This window comes from Leptothrix discophora (genome assembly GCF_030705305.1).
Lineage (GTDB): Bacteria > Pseudomonadota > Gammaproteobacteria > Burkholderiales > Burkholderiaceae_C > Sphaerotilus > Sphaerotilus discophorus.
On sequence record NZ_JAUZEE010000001.1, the window covers coordinates 712,588 to 729,944 of the forward strand.

The 17,357-nt window shown below is 71.1% G+C and carries 16 protein-coding genes; 4 read left to right on the forward strand and 12 right to left on the reverse strand.

Going from position 1 to position 17,357, the window contains the following annotated elements; translation table 11 throughout:
• The first annotated feature begins 127 nt into the window (after positions 1-127).
• On the forward strand, positions 128-1,501 hold the full coding sequence (locus Q8X39_RS03210) for a sensor histidine kinase (RefSeq protein ID WP_305748164.1): 1,374 nt from the start codon (positions 128-130) through the stop codon (positions 1,499-1,501).
• A gap of 68 nt (positions 1,502-1,569) precedes the next feature.
• Positions 1,570-3,141, forward strand: coding sequence for a sigma-54-dependent transcriptional regulator (locus Q8X39_RS03215; RefSeq protein WP_305748165.1), 1,572 nt, complete (start codon positions 1,570-1,572; stop codon positions 3,139-3,141).
• Between the two features lie 31 nt (positions 3,142-3,172).
• Here the strand turns inward: Q8X39_RS03215 and Q8X39_RS03220 are convergent, their stop codons facing one another.
• The gene (locus Q8X39_RS03220) at positions 3,173-4,054 is read right to left on the reverse strand and encodes a 23S rRNA (adenine(2030)-N(6))-methyltransferase RlmJ (protein ID WP_305748166.1); all 882 of its coding nucleotides are present in this window, start codon (positions 4,052-4,054) and stop codon (positions 3,173-3,175) included.
• Positions 4,055-4,282: 228 nt separating this feature from the next.
• Here Q8X39_RS03220 and Q8X39_RS03225 point away from each other — a divergent pair, with 228 nt between their 5' ends.
• Positions 4,283-4,984: a CAP domain-containing protein gene (locus Q8X39_RS03225; RefSeq protein ID WP_305748167.1), complete on the forward strand. Its 702-nt coding sequence runs from the start codon at positions 4,283-4,285 to the stop codon at positions 4,982-4,984.
• A gap of 18 nt (positions 4,985-5,002) precedes the next feature.
• On the opposite strand, the gene Q8X39_RS03230 is transcribed toward Q8X39_RS03225, so the two are convergent.
• The 10 genes from Q8X39_RS03230 to Q8X39_RS03275 all read right to left on the reverse strand — a co-directional run bounded on the left by Q8X39_RS03230 (position 5,003) and on the right by Q8X39_RS03275 (position 13,328).
• On the reverse strand, positions 5,003-6,001 hold the full coding sequence (locus Q8X39_RS03230; protein WP_305748168.1) for a tripartite tricarboxylate transporter substrate binding protein: 999 nt from the start codon (positions 5,999-6,001) through the stop codon (positions 5,003-5,005).
• The gene (locus Q8X39_RS03235) at positions 5,992-6,759 is read right to left on the reverse strand and encodes a hypothetical protein (RefSeq protein WP_305748169.1); all 768 of its coding nucleotides are present in this window, start codon (positions 6,757-6,759) and stop codon (positions 5,992-5,994) included. The genes Q8X39_RS03230 and Q8X39_RS03235 overlap by 10 nt, the downstream gene beginning before the upstream one ends.
• A 13-nt stretch (positions 6,760-6,772) precedes the next feature.
• Positions 6,773-7,267 (reverse strand): hypothetical protein, encoded by a 495-nt coding sequence (locus tag Q8X39_RS03240; protein ID WP_305748170.1) that lies wholly within the window; start codon positions 7,265-7,267, stop codon positions 6,773-6,775.
• A 55-nt stretch (positions 7,268-7,322) separates the two neighbouring features.
• Positions 7,323-7,937: a hypothetical protein gene (locus tag Q8X39_RS03245; protein WP_305748171.1), complete on the reverse strand. Its 615-nt coding sequence runs from the start codon at positions 7,935-7,937 to the stop codon at positions 7,323-7,325.
• Between the two features lie 3 nt (positions 7,938-7,940).
• Positions 7,941-8,645 (reverse strand): hypothetical protein, encoded by a 705-nt coding sequence (locus tag Q8X39_RS03250; protein ID WP_305748172.1) that lies wholly within the window; start codon positions 8,643-8,645, stop codon positions 7,941-7,943.
• 1 nt (position 8,646) lies between these two features.
• Entirely contained in the window at positions 8,647-9,489 is an 843-nt protein-coding gene (locus Q8X39_RS03255; protein WP_305748173.1) for an ABC transporter permease, read from the reverse strand.
• Positions 9,486-10,664: an ABC transporter substrate-binding protein gene (locus Q8X39_RS03260; RefSeq protein WP_305748174.1), complete on the reverse strand. Its 1,179-nt coding sequence runs from the start codon at positions 10,662-10,664 to the stop codon at positions 9,486-9,488. The genes Q8X39_RS03255 and Q8X39_RS03260 overlap by 4 nt, the downstream gene beginning before the upstream one ends.
• Positions 10,665-10,674: 10 nt before the next feature.
• A complete protein-coding gene (locus Q8X39_RS03265; RefSeq protein ID WP_305748175.1) occupies positions 10,675-11,664 on the reverse strand; it encodes a PQQ-dependent catabolism-associated beta-propeller protein in 990 nt (329 codons plus the stop codon).
• Positions 11,665-11,730: 66 nt separating this feature from the next.
• Positions 11,731-12,471 (reverse strand): ABC transporter ATP-binding protein, encoded by a 741-nt coding sequence (locus Q8X39_RS03270; RefSeq protein ID WP_305748176.1) that lies wholly within the window; start codon positions 12,469-12,471, stop codon positions 11,731-11,733.
• On the reverse strand, positions 12,471-13,328 hold the full coding sequence (locus Q8X39_RS03275; protein ID WP_305748177.1) for an MBL fold metallo-hydrolase: 858 nt from the start codon (positions 13,326-13,328) through the stop codon (positions 12,471-12,473). The genes Q8X39_RS03270 and Q8X39_RS03275 overlap by 1 nt, the downstream gene beginning before the upstream one ends.
• 379 nt (positions 13,329-13,707) lie before the next feature.
• Between Q8X39_RS03275 and Q8X39_RS03280 the strand changes: the two genes are divergently transcribed.
• Positions 13,708-14,808, forward strand: a complete 1,101-nt coding sequence (locus tag Q8X39_RS03280) for a hypothetical protein (protein WP_305748178.1) — start codon at positions 13,708-13,710, stop codon at positions 14,806-14,808.
• Positions 14,809-14,818: 10 nt separating this feature from the next.
• Here Q8X39_RS03280 and Q8X39_RS03285 read toward each other — a convergent pair whose 3' ends face one another.
• Complete coding sequence (locus Q8X39_RS03285) at positions 14,819-17,110, reverse strand: sigma-54-dependent Fis family transcriptional regulator (protein ID WP_305748179.1); 2,292 nt, start codon at positions 17,108-17,110, stop codon at positions 14,819-14,821.
• Positions 17,111-17,357: the final 247 nt, after the last annotated feature.

Here is a 17,357-nt window from a genome sequence, read left to right on the forward strand (position 1 = left end):
ACCGACCCTCGATCTGTCATGGACAAGAACGGACTGGGCACGTTTCGTGCACCACCGACTGGGATCGAATCCCACAATTCGGTGTTCCTCGCCCCACGAACCGATCCCACCCCATCCGCCCCAGGCCATGTTCATCCTGCTGCCCGCCAAGTTGCGCAACCTCCAGGCTTTCAGCCTGACGCGCTGGTTCGCGGTCGTGGCACTGGCATCGATCGCGGTGATCGCGGTGGCGCTGGCGGTGCTGCTGGACTGGTTCTTCTCGGACCGCCTGCTGCGCCAGCAGGCGGTGCTGACGGCCGAGTTCGTCGACAGCCTGATGCGGGTCGAACAGCCGATGCTGCAGTTCGTGGCCGGTTCGGACCCCAAGGCCAGTCCCCACGTGCTGACGGCGCTGAGCCACCTCGCGGCCATGCCCGACGTGCTGCGGGCCAACGTCTACAACCGCGAGCGCATGGTGATCTGGTCGAGCGATGCCCGCCTGATCGGTCGCCAGTACCGGCTCAATGCCAACCTCGAAGCCGCGCTGCGCGGCGAGGTGCGGGTCCAGCGCGACGACGACTTCGTCGAGCACGGCGTCGATGAGCGCGAGGCGCCCCGGCTGCAGAACGGCATCTTCATGGAGACCTACGTGCCGGTCGTCATGCCGGAGGCCGGCGAGGTGGTCGGCGCGATCGAGTTCTACAAGCGCCCGCGGGCACTGCACCAGGCGCTGCAGGAGCTGCATGCCTATGTCGTGATCGGCGCGCTGGTCAGCGGCTCCTTCCTCTACCTGGCGCTGTTCGGGCTGATCCGCCGGGCCGACCAGACCATGCAGCGCCAGCGCGAACAGCTGCTGGACCACGAGAAGCTGGCCGTCATCGGCGAGATGAGCACGGCCGTCGCGCACGGCATCCGCAACCCGCTGGCGTCGATCCGCAGCTCGGCCGAGCTGATCCAGGACGGGCCGCCCGAGCTGTCGCAGCAGTCGGCGGCGGACGTGATCTCCGAGTGCGACCGGCTGGAGCACTGGGTCAGCGAGCTGCTGTCCTACGCCCGGCCCATGCATGCCGAGCAGGTGCCGGTGGTCCTGCTGCCACTGATCGAGGCCTGCCTGAACGACAGCCGGCGCGAGTTCCAGCGCCGCGGCATCGAGGTCGAGAACCTCGTCCCGGCCAGTCTCCCGGCCGTGCGCGGCAACGCGCTGCTGATCGGCCAGGTGCTGCGCAGCCTGCTGTCCAACGCGCTGGAAGCCTGCGAGAGCGCGGGCCACATCCGCGTGCAGGCCGTGCTCGATGAATCCTGCCGCTGCGTCACCGTCAGCGTCACCGACAACGGCCCCGGCATGAGCCCGGCCCAGCTGCGCTGCGCCGGGCAGCCCTTCTTCACCACCAAGCCGCGCGGCCTGGGCGTCGGCCTGGCGCTGGCCCGCCGCATCGTCGAGCGGCTCGGCGGTCGGCTGGAGATCGACAGCGCGCCTGGCCGCGGCACCTCGGTCCACATCTGCATGCCCGCCCACGCCTGACCGGACGACGCCCGACGCGCGACCGCACCGAACCCGAACCTGCCCCTCCAGCCTCGAGACGACCCACCATGCGCAAAGCCATCCTGCTGATCGAGGACGAGACCATCCTCGCCAAGAACATGGGGCTCTACCTGGAGCACCATGACTGCGAGGTCCGGCATGCCGAGACCGCCGAGGAAGGCATCGCGCTGCTGGACCGCTTCAAGCCCGATGCCGTCGTGCTGGACTTCAACCTGCCGGGCATGGACGGCCTGGAGGCCCTGCGACGCCTGCAGGAACGTGCCCCGACGCTGCCGGTGGTGATGATCACCGGGCACGGCAACGTCGAGATGGCGGTCGAGGCGATGAAGCTCGGCGCGGTCGAGTTCCTCACCAAGCCGGTCTCGCTGGCCAAGCTCAAGCTGGTGCTGGACCGCACGCTGGAGGACGCCCGCCGCGACCGCGCGCTGGACTACCTGACCTCGCGAGACAACGACACGCTGCCGCGCCAGGGGCTGGTCGGCGAATCCGGCGCGATCCGCCAGCTGCGCGCCACGCTGCAGCAGCTGCTGGAGGCCGAGAACCAGATGAGCCAGTCGCAGCAGTCCACGCCGCCGGCCGTGCTGGTGCTGGGCGAGACCGGCACCGGCAAGGAAGTCGTCGCGCGCACCCTGCACTTCAGCGGCCGGCGCCGCGGCAAGCCCTTCGTCGAGCTGAACTGCGCGGCGCTGCCGGCCGACCTGCTGGAGTCCGAACTGTTCGGCCACGAGCGCGGCGCCTTCACCGGCGCCAACGAGCGCAAGCTCGGCCTGGTCGAGACGGCCGAGGGCGGCACGCTCTTCCTCGACGAGATCGGCGACATGGACCTGAGCCTGCAGGCCAAGCTGCTCAAGCTGCTGGAGGAGCGCACCATGCGCCGGGTCGGCGGCCTGCGCGAGCTGAACGTCGACGTGCGGGTGATCGCCGCGACCCACCGGCCGCTGGAGGCGCTGGTGCAGGAAGGCCGCTTCCGCGCCGATCTCTACTTCCGGCTCTGCGTCGTCCGGCTGGTGATCGCGCCGCTGCGCGAGCGCGAACAGGACGCGCTGCTGCTGGCCGAACACTTCCTGGCCGAACTGGCCGGCCGCTACGGCCGCAAGGCGCCGGTGCTCAGCCCAGGCGCGCAACGCCGCATGCTGGCCCACGGCTGGCCGGGCAACGTGCGCGAGCTGCGCAACGTGCTGGAACAGGCCCTGCTGATGAACAGCTCCGGCCAGATCGAGGAACACCAGCTTGCGCTGGTCACCATGAACCCGACCACGTCCGTGTCCAGCGCGATGCCCGGCTCGACCCGGCCGGCGGCCAATGGCAACCTGCACGCGGGGGGCTTCCCGCAGAACGGCTTCCCGCACAACGGCTACGCCAACTCGGGCTTCGGGAATTCCGGCTTTGGCGGCCTGGGACCGACCACGGGCACGGCGGGCACGGCCACCCCGGTCGACCCGGTGGCGGCCGCCGAGCGAGAGGTCCTGGTCAGCGCGCTGGAGCGCTGCCACTGGAACGTCTCCCGGACCGCCCAGGCGCTGAACCTGACCCGCGACGCGCTGCGCTACCGGCTCGAGAAGCACGGCCTGCAACGCCGCATGAGCTTCGAGCCGCGCGGCCCTTCCGAGCTGGGCTGAGGCGGCGCGCCGGCCCCCGCCCGGTCGGGGCTCAGACCACGTGCTGGTCGAGCAGGTAGCTGGCGTGCGGATGCTGTGCCAGCCGGTCGACCAGCCAGGGCAGGCAGCCGGCCAGCGCGGCATGCAGCGTGTACGGCGGGTTGATGATGAACATGCCGCTGCCGATCAGGCCGAAGCCCTGCGCGTCAGGCTGCTGCACGCTGATGCGGGCATGCAGCCAGCCCTTGGGCGCGAGCGCCTGCAGCCGGCGCGGCAACTGGCTGGCCTCGACCCGGCTGACCTGCGGATACCAGACCACGTAGACGCCTTCGGCAAAACGCCTGAGCGCGTCGCGCAGGCTGTCGATGACCTTGCCGTAGTCGCTGACCAGTTCGTAGGACGGGTCCATCAGCACCACGCCCCGGCGTGACGGCGGCGGCAGCTGGCCCTTGAGCGACTCGAAGCCGTCGGCCTGGGCGATCTGCACGCCGCGTGCCCCGCCGAGGTGGTCGGCCAGGATGGCGTGCTCGGTCGGGTGCAGCTCGAACAGCCGCAGCTGGTCCATCGGCCGAAGCAGCGCCTGCGCGATCGCCGGCGAGCCGGGGTAGTGGCGCAGTGGCAGGCTGGCCGGCGAGGTGTCCGGGTCGGTGTTGAGCCGAGCGTTGAAGGCCCGCACCAGGTCGAGGTAGTCGGCCACCGGCTCCGGCACGGACGTGTCGGCGGCATCCCAGATGCGGGCGATGCCCTGCAGGTACTCGCCCTTCTTCTGCGCCTGCACGCTGTCCAGCGCATAGCCGCCACCGCCGGCGTGGGTGTCGACCAGCCGGTAGGGCTTGTCCTTCAGCGCCATGTGGCGCAGGACCTGGACCAGCACCAGGTGCTTGAGGACGTCGGCATGGTTGCCGGCATGGAAGGCGTGTCGGTAGGCGAGCATCGGATCGGGATCAGGACTTCTACGGAGGTTCGGGACGGAGGGGTGGCAGGGGGGCAACGGAATGCCCTGAAATGCAAAAACTCCCGAAGCGGGACACACACCTGCGGGAGCTTACACATTATTGTTACGAGGTCTTGCGGCGGTCTTCGAGGGATCGCCGCGAGCGCTTTCGACGACCCCCAAGACACGCCGCCCGGTCCGCTCCCGACCCGAGGCCGGCCCGACGCCATGACGCTGACCGACGCCACCGAGAACCCCGCGACCGGCCACGGCCCGAGCCCAGCGGCAGGCCGACCCTCGGTGCGCGCCCGGACGCTCCTGGCGCTGTCCCTGGCCTTCGTGCTGGTCGCCTGCGGCGGCGGGGGCAGCAGCGGCAGTGCCGACGAGACAGCGCCCGCCCCCGCGCCGGCCCCGGTGAGCCAGCCCACCACGCAGACCATCGCCGGCGAGGCGGTCGTGCCGGTCGGCGAAGCCAACTGCGGCCTCGCCGACATGCAGTCCGAGATCACGGTGCGGCTGTCGCTGGTGCGGGCCCAGACGCTCAGCTGCTCGAACATGGGCACCTTCTCCGCGATCAGCCGGCCGATGCGCTGGAACGCCCAGCTCTACGAGGCGGCCAGGGTCCACAGCCTGGACATGGCCAACCTGGCCTTCTTCGAGCACGACGGCCCTGGCGGCGACACGCCGCAGTCGCGCGTCAGCGATGCCGGCTATGCCTATGCGACCGTGTCCGAGAACCTGGCGCGCGGCCGGATCGGCCCGACCGGCAAGCCGCTGGATGTCGACGGCGTGCTGGAGCTCTGGAAACGCAGCCCACCCCATTGCGCCAACCTGATGTCGCGCCGTGCCGTCGACGTCGGCCTGGCCTGCGTGGTCAACCGCAGCGGTGTGCGCTACTGGACCTTGGTGCTGGCCTCGCCGGTGTCCTGAGGGCCGTTCAAGCCGCGTTCAACCGCCGCTGCCGCCGCGCGCCAGCCCGAGCCGTTCGACCGTGCGCTTCTCGGCCGCATAGGCCTCGCGCATCGCGCGGCCGTAGTCGTCCGGCCCGAGGTAGTCGACCGACTGGTCGTACTTGGCCAGCTCGGCCACATGGACCGGGTCGTTCAAGGCGGCCTTGAAGGCGTCGTGCAGGACCTGCACGACCTCGGCGGGCATGCCGCGCGGACCGACCAGGCCGTAGGGCGAGGTCGCGACCACGCCGTGGCCCAGTTCCTTGAGCGTGGGCACCTGCGGCCAGCGCTGGGTGCGGTGCTGGCCGAAGGTCGCCAGCAGGCGCAGCTTGCCGCTGTCGACATAGGGCGCGAAGCCGTTCGAGTTGACGCCCACCATGACCTGGCCGGACGAGACCGCGAGCATCTGCTCGGCCGTGCCCTTGTAGGGCACATGCGTGTAGCTGAGGTTGCGGCGGCCGAACAGGTCGTCCATCACCACATGCGGCGTGGTGCCGACACCGTTGGTGGCGATCGTCAGCTCGCCGGGCCGGTTGCGCGCCCAGGCGAACAGGTCGTCGACGCTGCGCAGGTCGCTGCCGGCGGGCACGACGATGCCGAAGGTCACGCCGGTCAGCTGCAGGATGGGCGTGGTGTCGCGGATCGGGTCCCACAGCACCTTCTGCACATGCGGCGCGCGCAGCACCGGCTGGGGCAGCTGGGAGATGGTGTAGCCGTCCGGCGCGGCCTGCTGCAGCACCGGCATGGCCAGCGTGCCGCCGGCGCCGGAGCGGTTCTCGACGATCACGCGCTGGCCCAGCTTCTGGCCGGCCAGTTCGGCCAGCAGGCGCATCGTCAGGTCGGTCGCGCCACCGGCGGGCCAGGGCACCCACAGGCTGACGGGGCGCTGCGGGAAACGCCCGCCCTGCGCAAGGCTGGCGATCGGCATGGCGGCGGCCGAGCCGGCGCTGCAGGAGGCCAGCCAGGCCAGCAGGCGGCGGCGGTGGATCAATGCCATTCGTTCAGCTCCAGGGTCTGCTTGCCGCCGACCAGGAAGGTCGAGTTGGCCGGCTCCTCGCGCACCACGCGCACCAGGCCCGGTCCGGGGCAATACCACTCGGTGGTGGTCATCGGCAGGTCTCGCCAGCCCTGCACCGGGTCGGCGAACAGGCGCATCTGCGCGGTTCCCCTGACCTCGACGCACTGGCCGAAACGGCCGGCCGGGCTGTCCACGGTCTGCCCGACCGCCGCGATGGTGTAGGTCATCAGGACCGGCGCATGGCTGTGCCGGATCTCGGGCGGGAATTCCTGCCGCCGGCGCAGCAGGTAGGCGGTCGTGCTGGCCTGCCATTGCGTGCCGACCGCCAGCGGCTGGCGCAGCACGTAACGCGGGGCCGGATCGGCGACCGGATCGGGCTGGGTGTCGTTCTTGCTCGCGACGCGGAAGATGCCGCTGTCGTCGCTGCGCAGCCAGTAGTCGACGCCCGAATCGCTGCGGCGATGCCAGGCCCGGCCGATGCCTGGCAGGTCGTCCTGGCCGAGGCTGCCGATCACCAGCTCGTCGCGCTCGATGGTGTTGTTCTCCCACTCGCTGGTCTGCTGGTAGACCCAGCGGTGGCCGGCCTCGAGCGGGAACAGTGGCAGCGTCGCGCCGCTTGGTCCGCAGCCGGCCAGCATGAAGACCGCCACGATGGCCCCACCCAGCAGCGCGGCCAGCATCGTGCGCCGCAGCGGCGCGGCCAGGCCGCGGCGACGGGACGATCCAGCGCTTCGCATCGGCAGGCTCATCTCACTTCTCCGGCAGCTGGGGCGCGGGAAGGTCGCGGATCTTCACGACCTGCTCGTCGCTGCCCGGCCGCAGCCAGTTCAGACCTTTCTTGCCGGCCTTGGGTTCGGCCTGGCCCATCTGCGTGACGCCCTGACGCGACTTCTTGATGCCCTCGTTGAGCAGCGCATGCAGGTCCTTGGCATAGGGCAGCTGGTAGCCACGCGGCTGGCGCACCGGCTTGCCGTCCTGCAGCGCCTGGACCCAGATGAAGAGCGCACCGGGGCCCTTGTTCGTCGGCTCCTCGATGACGGCGGCCAGCAGCACGAAGCGCTCGGGCAGCGCGTCGGTGGTGGGCCAGCCGGCCAGGTCGTGGACCACGCCGTCGGCCCAGAAGTAGAAGATCGCCGCGCCGGTCACCAGCAGGCCCTTGAGCCAGCCCGGCCAGCGCGACCACAGCAGGGCCAGGACGGTCAGGGCCGCCAGCACGATGAAGGTGAGGGTCAGGGCGAGGGTCATGCGTGTCTCGGGATCGTTCTGCTTGTCGGGAAGGTCCGGCGTCGGTCGGCCGGACTCAGAGCCGCTGCACCAGCGACTTGGGCAGCGTGTTGATGTTCGTGACCGCGCCATCGGTCAGCAGCGTGAAGCGGGCGGCCGTGCCCTCGTCGCCCTTGCGGGCCAGTGGCAGCGAGCCGTAGTACACGACCTCGGCGCGCGGGTTGACCTTGACGATGCTGACCGTCACCTCGACCGGCTGGCCGTCCTTGCTGTCGTAGTAGTGGGCGTTGACGGTGTACTCGCCGGGGGCAATGCCGCGCAGCGTCACCACCTCCTGGTTCAGCGGGTTCACGACCTGCCGGCCGTTGACGACGATGCTGTCGTTGGCCACGCCCCGGTCGTCGCGGTCCAGGTGCATCAGGCCGGCCTCGCGGGCCCGGAACCAGACGAGGTTCCCGCCCGGGTCCTGCACCCAGGTGTCGATGTCGTTGGGGTTCATGTCTGGCCAGGACACGGTGATGATGTATTCGGCCTTGGCCGGGATGTCGCCGGCCTTGAGCGCCTTCGGGTTCATCGCCAGCAGCGCGATCAGGAAGCAGAAGACGAAGGCGATCAGCATGTTGAACAACATGTCGTAGAACGGATCGACCTCGGCCTCCCGGCCGCTGCGGGCGCGTCTGGAACGGGCCATCGATCAGGCCCCGTCGATGCGGCGCGCCAGCCGCAGGCCGTGGCGCTGGCAATCGGCCACCAGCGTGTCGGCGTAGCGGTCCAGGCGCGTGAGCTGCAGGCCCAGCAGGATGTTGCCGACCAGGCCGACCATGGTCGTCAGCAGCGCGATGCCCAGGCCCGAGGTCAGCGTGCGCAGCAGGTCCTGCGTCTGGTTCGGGTCGAAGCTCTGCAGCTGGCCGATCTGGATGGCCAGGATCGAGAAACCGATCACCTTGCCCAGCAGGCCCAGCTTGAGCTGGATGGCATTGACCCACCAGGCCGTGTGGTGCGGGCCCTGCGCCTGTTCGAGCAGCAGGTCCAGCGGGGCATCCGCATCGCGCGGCGAGGCCGCCAGCGCCGCCCAGTAGGACGCCGCCCAGCCGTCGACATCGTGCGCGGCATGACCGGCGACGGGCCGACGCAGGGCGTCGTCCATCAACCGGCGCTGGCGTTGCAGCTCGCGCGAGCGGGCCCCGCACCACAGCGTCGCCGTCGCGAAGACCACGAGGATCACCAGCGTCAACCCGGTCGGATCCGAGCGCAGCAGCAGGCCCCAGACCCCGCGCACGCCCAGCAGCCAGGTCGCGAACACCAGCAGGCCGCCGAGCGTCAGCCATTCCAGCCAGATCGGCTCGATGGCGGGGGCGCCGTCCTTTGGCGCGCGGCGCATGAATGGCAGGGTCTTCATGTCAGCCCCGCTTCGTCAGGGCGCCGAATCCGCGTTGCGGGTCGTATCCCCAGGCGGCGATGCCGAAGCACAGGGCGAGCGTGCCCAGCACGATCCACGGCGACAGGCCCGGGTCCTTGTCGTAGAGCGCGTAGCGCAGCCACTCGACCGCATGCGTGAAGGGGTTGAAGCGGGCGATCTGGTAGACCCAGGTCGCACCGGACTCCTCCAGCTTCCACAGCGGGTAGAGCGCGGTCGACATGAAGTACATCGGGAAGATGACGAAGTTCATCGTGCCGGCGAAGTTCTCCAGCTGCTTGATGTGCACGCTCAGCAGCAGGCCCAGCGCGCCCAGCATCAGCGCGGCGCTGATCGCCGCGACGATGACATGCGGCGTCTGCGGCCCCCAGACCGGCAGCTCGGTGCCCAGCAGCCAGGCGATGAGGACGAAGGCACCGGCCTGGATCAGCGACAGCACGGCCGTCGCCACCAGCTTGGACAGCAGGATCCAGGTGCGCGGCAGCGGCGCGGTCAGCAGCAGGCGCATCAGGCCCATCTCGCGGTCGTAGACCATCGCCAGGCTGGACTGCATGCCGTTGAACAGCAGCACCATGCCGATCAGGCCCGGCGCGATGTAGACGTCGTAGGGGATGTAGGTGTCGTAGGGCTCGGCAATCGCCACGCCGAAGACGTTGCGGAAGCCGGCCGCGAAGACCGCCAGCCACAGCAGCGGACGCACCAGCGCCGAAACCAGGCGGCCGGTCTGGCGCAGGAACTTGGCGAGTTCGCGCGCGACGATGGCCCACATCGCCTGCAGCGCGTGCGGCAGGCCGGTGCGCGCGGCGTGTTCGTTCGGAGCGCTCATCCGCGTGCCTTGCAGAGTTTCTCGGGCGCGTCGCCGCCGAGCGTGTCGAGCTTGTTCTTCGGATGCAGGATGCCCTCGGGCGGGGCGATGGCGACGACGCCCTGGCCGTCGGTCATCAGCATCGTCTGGCGCATCTGGCCGTCCCATGGGCGGAAGCCCATCGTGACGCCCTTGGAGCCGTCCAGCTCCAGTCCGGCAAAGGCCTTGTGAACGGCGGCGGCCGGGCCCTTCGGCGCCTCGATCGCCGCCGCGGCGACGGCCTTGCCGGCCATCCAGGCCGACCATTCATGGCCGCCCATCGGCCGCTTGGCGTCGCGGGTGAAGCGGCGCGAGACCTGCGGCGCGCCGTAACGATCGTACTGCGCATGCCAGGCCACCGCTGTCAGGCCGGCATCGCCGACCACCGGACGCGGCTGCACCGTGCGGTACGGCAGGCTGCGGGCGAACTCGCCGTCGCTGTCGACCACCCAGACCACGTCGTAGCTGCCCTGCGTCAGCAGCGCCGGGTTGGCCAGGTCGCGCTCGCGCGGGTCGCCGGAGAGCTTGAAGGGCTTGCTGCCGGCCAGCTTGAGGCCGTAGCGCTTGATCGCCGCCTGCGCCACCGCGCTGCGCTGCGCATCGGTGGGGCTCGGGCCGGTGAGCACCAGCACGTTCATCCACTTCTGCGCCACCAGCGTCTGCGCGAGCGCGTCGGCGCGCATGCGGTCGCTCGGCAGCGTGTGGAACAGGCGGGCACGGCAGTCCTTCTCGCGCAGCGCGTCGCTGGGCTCGCCAACGTTGATGACCGGCACCTTGACCGCGTCGGCCACCGCCAGCGTCGCGGCCGGCGGCAGGTCGGTCAGCACGAAGGTCGCGCCGCCCTTCTCGGCCTTCTCGGCGGCCGCTCGGGCGGCCTCGGGCGTGGCGGCGACGTTGACGACCTCGAAGGCCACCGACGCGCCGGCCGCGTCCAGTTCCATGCCGGCTTCCTTCAGCGCCACCCGGATGCCGTCCGCCGCTGGCCCGCCGGTGTGGCCCAGGTAGGCCCGCTCGACCCGGTTGCGGTCCAGCCGCGGATCGTCCTCGGGCGCGATCAGCACCGCCTTGAAGGCGGCCGCCTGGACGGAACCCGCGAGCAGCAGCAGCAGCAGGCCAGCCAGTCCGACACCGCGCCGTGAATCGTGCGACACGCTCATGCCCTGGCCCTCACTCGACCACCAGCACGCCGTAGGGCACGCGGCCGACCGGGACGGTCTTGAGTGCCTTGGCCGCCGGCACGTCGACGATGGTCAGGTCGTCGGACATGCCATTGACCACGTAGAGGCGGTCCTGCGCCTTGTTCAGGCCCAGGCCCCAGGCCCGCTTGCCGGCCAGCACCAGGTCGGTGACCTTGCGCTCGGCCACGTCGACGAAGGCGACGTGGTTGGCACGGCCCAGCGCCACATAGGCGCGCTTGCCATCGGCGCTCATCTCGATGCCGACCGGCGTGATGTCGCTGGCGCGGGCGCCCTTGACCTCGAACTTCAGCGTGCCGACGACCTCGAGCTTGCGGGTGTCGATGATGCTGACGCTGGCGCCCAGCTCGTTCGTGACCCACAGCTGCGCGCCGTCCGGCGTCTGCGCGAAGCGGCGCGGCCGCTTGCCGACCTTGATGTTCTTGATGACCTTCTGCGTCGCGGTGTCGATCACGTGGACCAGGCTGGCGACCTCCGACGTCACGTAGACCTGCTTGCCGTCCGGGCTGACCTTGACGCCCTCGGGTTCCTTGCCGACCTCGACCTGTTTCTGCTTGCCGCTGGCGAGGTCGATGATGGTCAGCGCACCGTCTTCCTCGCTGGAGACGTACAAGGTCTTGCCGTCCGGCGACAGGTCGAAGGCTTCCGGGTCCTCGCCCAACGACACCTTGCGGACCGATTGGCGGGTGGCCAGGTCGATCACGTCGGCGACGCCGGAGTCCCCGCAGGCGGCCATCAGTTGCTTGCCGTCGGGCGTCAGGCGCATGTGGCGCGGCCGCTTGCAGGTCGCCACGGTGCCCACCACCGCCTGCGTCTTCAGGTCGAGGATGGTCAGCGTGTTGTCCTTCTCGCTGGACACGTAGGCCACGCCCTGCGCCTGCGCGCCGGCGGACAGGCTGGCGAGCATCGCCAGCAGGCAGGCACCGGCGAGGCGGTGCTGCTTCAGGTGGGTGAGGTCCATGGTCGTCTCCTTCGTTGTGGAACCGGCCGCACGTCGAGGGGCGGTCCGGATGGGAACGTCGATCCGTCAGCTGGTCGCGTGGATGAAGGCCTCCTCCAGCCGCGAACCACCCAGGGCGGCCGCGACCTCAGCCGGGCTGCCGTCGGCCAGCAGCTTGCCCTTGTGCAGCACCACCACGCGGTCGGCGGCTTCGGCCTCCTCGACCAGGTGGGTGGCCCACAGCACAGCGCTGCCGCGTGCGGCCACGTCGGCCTGGATGGCGGCCAGCAGGTCACGGCGCGACTTCGGGTCCAGGCCGACGGTGGGCTCGTCCATCAGCACCAGCGCCGGCCGGTGCAGCAGCGCGCGCACCAACTCGACCTTGCGGCGGTTGCCGCCGGACAGCTCGCGCACGGTGCGGCCGAGTTCGCCGCCCAGGCCCATCGCGGCGCTGCCCAGCGCGATGCGCTCGGTGGCGACGCCGCGCGGCAGGCCGTGCAGGTCGGCGTGGAAACGCAGGTTGCGCTCGACCGACAGGTCCAGGTCCAGCGACATCTGCTGGAACACCACGCCGATGTGGCGCAGCGCCGCCGAGGGCGACTGGCGCACCGCGATGCCGGCCACGTCGACCTCGCCGGCATCGGCGGCGAACAGGCCGGTCAGCACCTGGAACAGGGTCGACTTGCCGGCGCCATTCGGACCCAGCAGGGCGACGCGCTGGCCAGGCGGGATGCTCAGGCTCAGGCCATCGAGCGCAACCCGCTCGCCGTAGCGCTTGACCAGGCGGTCGACGCGCAGGATCGGCGCGCCGGACGGTGGGGATGCCATCAGAGTTCAACCTCCATGCGGTCCGCCGCGGGCTCCAGGCCCCAGCGGGCGATCAGCTGGTCTCGCACCGGCGCTTGGGCGTCGTCGGCCGATTCGAGCAGCAGCCGCCGACGCGCCCGCGCACCTTCCAGCGCGCTCCAGGGCTCGTTGGCGGCGTCGGGTGTCCAGTGCGGCGCGGCGACCGGCTCATGCGCCAGCACCGCCGGGCTGCCGCCCAGCAGGACGCAGTCGGCCTCGCGCATCCACTCGCCGGCCATCGCGCCGACACCGGCGACGCTGGAGGCGCAGAAGAATCGCTGGCCGGTCAGCAGGTCGCGCACGGCCAGCGCGATGGTCGAGCCGACCTGCGGACCGCCGGCGTTGTAGCTGTGGCGCGGCAGCGGGCCGTCGGTGGCGACGGCGGTGAACTCCAGCTGCGGCTGGCCGTCGACCTGGAAGACCGCGCTGCGGCATTCGCCAGCCACCGGGATGACATGCCAGTGGACGCCACAGTAGTGCTCCAGCATCGGCAGCACCGGCAGGTTGTGGCTCAGTTCCTCGAACACCGCCGGCGTGGCGAACAGGTGGATGGGCGCGCCGTCGCGCAGGCTCAGCAGGCCGGTCACATGGTCCATCTGCGCATCCGTCAGCACGACGGTGCGCACGGCCGCATCGGCCAGGCCGGGGTGACGCAACAGTCGCGCGTCGGTGGCGAGCTGGTCGGCCACGGCCGGTGTCACGTTGACCAGCAGCCAGTGCCGCCCGTCGCCCGACAGGGCGGCGGCACCGGCCGTCCGGCTCGGCGGCATGTGGGCCACCTGGCTGCGCTGGGGCAGCGGCACGGCGTCCGCGCCGCCCTTGAGCACCACCAGCTTCACGTCAGACCCCGCATCGTTGTATGTCCTCTCCTGGTTCATCGGCCGCCCCGCGAGCGGCGACCCTGCGCCGACACACGGGGCGGTGTCGGTGATGAAGTCAGCAAGAGACATGCCGCCTGAGCGGTCCGCCAAGTTGGCGGCCGGCCAACACGAACGACCGTTCGCCGTGATGGAAAACACCGAGCCCGCAGCGGCCAGCGCGGGCGACCCGCACCGTGACGGGCTGGAACAGCGTTCCACGGTGACACAACGCCCCGCCGTCGACCCGGCGCCGTCCCGGACAGGCGGCCAGGCCGCGCCACGCCTATGCTGTCGCACCACCCGCGTGACACTGTGTCGCAGCGCCCCGAACTTGCCTGACCCCTCCGCGACGATCACCGTGCCCGCCCCGCATTGCTTCGCAGCCTCCGCCCTGCACGCCGCCTTGCGGCCGTGGTGCGCCAGCCTCGCCCTGACCTGGTCCTGCATCGCCCCGGTCGCCTGGGCCGACCCAGCGACCAAGCCGGTGAGCGAACCAGCCACCGCCGCGGCCACGGCCTGCACGCCGCCGGCCGAGGCACCCGTCATCGCGACCTGGCGGGCGCTGGCGCCGGACCTGTGGTGGCTGCCCGGTGCCGCAGGCGACACCGATGCGGACAACCGGGGCGCGATCTCCAACCTGCTGCTGCTGATCGACGGCCCGCGCACCTGGCTGGTCGGCGCCGGCCCCAGCGCGGCACACGGCCAGGCACTGGCGGCCGACATCCGCTGCCGCTTCGGGCGAGAGGTCACCGACGTCATCGCACCGTGGCCGCGGCCGGAGCTGGTGCTGGGCCAGGCGGGGCTGGACGCCTCGGTGCGGCGCCACGCCCATGCCGACGTGGCCGGCGCGATGGCCGAACGCTGCGCCCACTGCGCCGAAAGGCTGGCGCAGCGACTGGGCCGTCGCGCCACCGACCTCGGCGAGCCGGCGTCGATCGCCTTGCCGACCGAACGCCTCAGCGGCGAGTCCGGCCGGCTCGGGCCGTGGCACTGGTGGCGCGTCGCCCGCAGCGCCGGCACGCCGACCACGCTGTGGTGGCATCCGGCCAGCGGCGTGATCGGCGCGCATGGCCTGTCCTGGACCGACGGTGCACCCGACCTGCGCGACGCGGACCTGGACGGCATCGAGGCCGGCGTGGCGCAGATGCAGGCGATCGGGGACACGCTGCCGGCCGGCACCCGCTGGCTGCCCGAACAAGGCCCCATCGACGCATCGGCCCGGCCGGAGGCCCAGCGCGCGTACTGGCAGGCACTGCGCGAGGCCGTCACCCACGCCCAGGCCGCAGGGGTCGCCGAGACCGATCCGCCACCCGAACGCCTGCCCGGCGTCGCGGCAACGCTGACGCGCGGCGAGCGCCATGCGCTGAACTGGCAGCGGACCTGGCGCGAGCTTGAGGCCCGCGCCTTTGACGCCGTGCCGGCTGGCGAGCCCGTCCCGCCGGGCGTACCCAAGCCCTGAATCCGCCGCATCAGGCCGACTTGTTCCAGCGCAGCTTGCGGTAGATGGTGTTGCGGCTGATGCCCAGCTGCTTGGCAGCCACCGAGATGTTGCCGCCGGCCGCCTCGACCGCCGTGCGGATCGACATCAGCTCGATGTCCTCCAGCGAACGCGGCGTCGGCTCGACCGGCATGCCGCGCGCGACGCCCGGCGGCAGGCTGGGCTGGCCGGCGGGCTGCATCGACGCGGTGCTCGCCAGCTCGCCCATGGACGGGCCGTTCGTCGTGGCCGGGACGCGCCCGAAGGCGCCCGCCTGGCCGACGTCGGCCTGCGCGGCCGACGCATCGGCCGGGTCGGCATGGGCCAGGTTGGCATGGGCCAGGTTGGTATGGACCATGAGTGCGGCCTGGCGCCGCTCCAGCGCCAGGCGGGCGTCCTCGATGAAGTCGTCGGACAGGTGGTCGCGCGTGATGACCCGTTCGCCCGCGGCCATCACGCAGGCGGTGCGCAGCACGTTGAACAGCTGGCGCACGTTGCCCGGCCAGGCATAGGCCTGGAACAGGCGCATCACCTCGGCGCTGAGGGTCGGCGCGCTGCGGCCACACTCGCGCTCGAGGATGCGCTCGACCAGGGGCATCAGGTCGCTGCGCTCACGCAGCGGCGGCAGGCGCACGGCCAGGCCGTTGAGGCGGTAGTAGAGGTCCTCGCGGAAGGTCTTCTGCTCGATCATCTCGCGCAGGTTGCGGTGGGTCGCGCAGACCAGCATCACGTCGACCGCAACCGACTTGGCGCTGCCCAGCGGCGTCACCTGGCGTTCCTGCAGCACCCGCAGCAGGTGGGCCTGCAGGGCGATCGGCATGTCGCCGATCTCGTCGAGGAACAGCGTGCCGCCGTTGGCCTGGACGATCTTGCCGACCGCGCCCTTGCGGCGCGCGCCGGTGAAGGCACCTTCCTCGTAGCCGAACAGCTCCGCCTCGATCAGCGTGTCCGGGATCGAGGCGCAGTTGACCGCCACGAAGGGCTGCTTGGCGCGGTCCGAATCCTGGTGGATGGCGCGCGCCAGCAGCTCCTTGCCGGTGCCGGTCTCGCCCAGCACGAGGATGGGGATGTCGCGGTTGATGACGCGGCGGATCTTGTCGAGCAACGCGCCAACCTGGGCGTCGCCGGTGGCGAGCCGGGGCAGGCCCTCGCGCGGCCCGGAGCCGGCGGCAGCACCCGCCGCGGACGACGACGCGCCAGCGACCGACCCGGCTGGGAGGCCGGCGGCGGCAGCGGCGGCGGCGGCCAGATCGATGGGACCGGCCGGTCCCGTCGACGCCGTCGGGCCGGTCGCGGCCTCGCCGGTCTGCTCGCGCATCATGGTGTCGAAGCTCTGCCAGACCGGCCAGTTGAACCGCGCGTAGACGTGGAACTGGCGGCCGTTGTTGGTCTCCAGCGGCAGCGGCGTGGCCAGCGGCGAACGGAAGCGGTCGACCAGCGCCGCCACCGTCGTGCCGAACAGCGTGCTCAGCGTGTGCATGCGCAGGGCCGCGCCGCTCAGGCCCAGCTGCTCCAGCGCGCCCCGGTTGGCGCCGACCAGCTTGCCGTCCTGGCTGACGGCGACGATGCCCTCCATCAGCGTGCCGATGAACTCGACCCGGCTGTGGAAGTGCAGCCGCATGACGTTGCGGTAGTCGTCGGTGAGCCAGTGGTTCTCGATCATCCGCGCGCTCATCTTGACCAGCCCCATGGTGTGCTGGTGGTAGCCGCGGTGATCGCCCGAGACGTCGAGCACGCCCAGGATGTTGCCGCGCGGGTCCAGGATGGGTGCGGCCGAGCAGGTCAGGAAATGGTTGGCATGCAGGTAGTGCTCGTCGGCATGGACCAGCACCGGCCGCTCCTCGATCAGCGCGGTGCCGACCGCGTTGGTGCCCTTGTACTGCTCGGACCAGTTCGCGCCCGGCGCCAGCGCGACCTTGTTGGCACGGCTGAGGAAGTCGTCGACGCCGATCGAATGCAGGATCACGCCGGTCGCGTCGGTCAGCACCACCATGCTCTGCGACTCGACGATCTGGTCGTGCAGCATCTCCATCACCGGCGCGGCATGGGTGTAGAGGCGGTGGTTGCGCTCGCGGGCGACCGACAGGTCGGTGCGGCCCAGTGGCGAGAAGTCCGGCCGCTCGATGCGCGACAGGCCGAGCGCCTGACAGCGCTCGTGCGACTGGTCGATGCGCTCCACGTGCTCCTCGGGCAGCTGCAGCGCGGTGGCGATCGGGCGGCGCGGCTCCTCGGCCTGCAGGCGGGCGCGGGCGCTGCCGATCGGCGGCAGGTAACTCGTGGACATGCAGGTCTCCTGGTGTTCTGGTGCGAGGCGCGTGACGAAAGCGGCAGCAGCGGGACGGGCGGCAGGCGCACACCCCGATCGGACAGGCCGAAGGATGGGCGAGCGTGACACCCCCCGCCACCCGGGAGTGTCCCGGGTGTGTCACACGATGGAACACCGCCAGCGTGACACCGGATTGTCTCGGGGTCGCCAGACCGTCCCACGCGCCACGGCGCAACAGATCACCCGGACAACCCCGCAATCCAGC